Genomic DNA, 1,819 nt, shown 5'->3' with positions numbered 1-1,819 from the left:
TGATTGGTGAAGCGTGGTCAAATGACTCGTTACGTATTTCGGGAATCGAGGCTGTATGGTACAGGCTGCCATAAGGCGGGAGATTTCTCGACTCAGAGTTTCAATAGAGTTCGAATACATCTATCATTATACCGACATGACCCCCGCTCGAAATGACAAAGAGGCGGGCAGTTTATCATCATGCCCTGCATTGAAAAAACAACGTAAAAAATGGCTGTGAAAAATGGTAATCATTTCTTCACAGCCATTTTTTATCTGTCTTATTTCAGGACCTGGCGAAGCATCCAGATTTCCTTGTAGAAGCTTTCGATGTAGTCGTCCATGAGGGCGCTGGTGAGGTAGTCCCCTGCTTCATCAGCCGCTTTCTTCACATCCAGCACATCGTCCCGGAGAAGTTCGAAGTCCTTCAGTACGGAAGCAAATGCTTCTTCCGAGGTAAGTTCCCTGTTTTCCGCTTCTTCCACAGCGGTGAGAGCCAGGAAGCCCTTCAGTGTGGATTCGGGCTTGAGGGAGAGCTTCAGCATATCCTCTGCCACGCCGTCCACCATGCCGGCAATCATGTCGTAGTAGCTTTCCAGTTTCGGATGATCATCGAAGAAATGATATCCTTTCAGGTACCAGTGATAGCTCTGCAGTTTGTGGTACTCCACAACCAGGTCCGCCAGCAGTTTGTTCAGTAATCTTTCCATGATAGTTCCTCCTTGTATTAAAAATTGGATTTGATTTTTTATTTCAGAAACCGTATCTATTTATCTCGATTTCTGATATAATTATATCGTCAGAAATGAAATAAAAATAGCAAAATCATATCTACTTTTATAACAATCGTATCAATCGAGGTGAATTATGAAATCCTATGCACTCATCCCCGGCACCCCCGCTGCCGGCAATGCGAAAATGAAGACGCTCTATGCAGGAAAGGAGAAGGGGGAAGAAAATACATCCTCCCTCACCCACTGGCATGAGGAGGCGGAATGCCTCACCCTTCTCACAGGATCCCTTGATTTCCAGGTCAATGAAAGAGTCATCCCCCTCCATGAAGGAGACACTCTCTTCCTCTTCCCCGGGGTCATCCACAAAAACGGGCCGGAGCCGCCGGGCACCACCCTCATCCGGGTGCTGGTGAACGAGGAGGTAATGACGGCGGACAGGGAAATCCAATGCCGCCTCATCCGTCCCTTCCTGGAAAACAGGCAGTCCGATTTCCTTTATATTCCCGCTTCCCGCGACAGGGACGGAGCCCTTTCCTCCCTGCTCCAGGATATGGAAAGGGGAAGCCATGAAAAGGGACTTCTGGGGCGGCTCAAGGTCATCGCCCTTCTCCATCTGCTTCTTCACCGGCTGTGTCTCCTCTTTCCGCCGGAAAAAAAGAAGAGTCCCCTCGCCTCCCCTTCAGACCGGCAGGTCCTGAAGGATATGGCCGACTATATCCGAAGCCGCTACGGGGAAAAAATCACCCTGGACGACATTGCCGCCGCCGGAAAGGTGTCCCGCAGCAAGTGCTGCTCCATTTTCAAAACCTACATGGACTCCTCCCCCATTGATTATGTGAACGGCTACCGGCTGGGCGTGAGCCGCACCCTTCTGGAATACCAGGACACCTCCATCCAGGATATTGCCTATGCCTGCGGGTTTTCCAGCCAGAGCTACTTTACCAAGCTCTTCAGCCGCACCTACCACATGACCCCCAGGGAATTCCGCGCCTCCCGCCGGGCGGGATAAATTTTCAGCAATAAAAAAGAGGCGGTGAAGAAATGATTGAACATTTTTTCACAGCCCCCGCCGCCTGCGGCGACGCCCCCTTCCACCACTACGTGGT

General features: G+C 50.7%; 2 protein-coding genes. One reads left to right on the top strand and one right to left on the bottom strand.

The genetic code is table 11. From position 1 onward, the window contains the following. Positions 1–260 precede the first annotated feature (260 nt). Positions 261–689 carry a DNA starvation/stationary phase protection protein gene (locus Q0482_RS08530; protein WP_299145455.1) on the bottom strand — a complete coding sequence of 143 codons (429 nt, stop codon included), beginning with the start codon at positions 687–689 and terminating at the stop codon, positions 261–263. A 157-nt stretch (positions 690–846) separates the two neighbouring features. Between Q0482_RS08530 and Q0482_RS08525 the strand changes: the two genes are divergently transcribed. Then, on the top strand, positions 847–1,722 hold the full coding sequence (locus Q0482_RS08525; protein ID WP_299145453.1) for an AraC family transcriptional regulator: 876 nt from the start codon (positions 847–849) through the stop codon (positions 1,720–1,722). Positions 1,723–1,819 lie beyond the last annotated feature (97 nt).

The organism is uncultured Dialister sp. (genome assembly GCF_937959425.1).
In the GTDB taxonomy this organism is placed as follows: Bacteria; Bacillota; Negativicutes; order Veillonellales; family Dialisteraceae; genus Dialister.
Note: the sequence above shows the minus strand (reverse complement) of the source record. Positions and strands in the feature narration are given on the sequence as shown.

Bases quoted from the DNA above. Each gene is read 5' to 3' on its own strand.
- Q0482_RS08530 (WP_299145455.1), bottom strand. From the start codon at position 689: ATGGAAAGATTACTGAACAAACTGCTGGCGGACCTGGTTGTGGAGTAC.
- Q0482_RS08525 (WP_299145453.1), top strand. From the start codon at position 847: ATGAAATCCTATGCACTCATCCCCGGCACCCCCGCTGCCGGCAATGCG.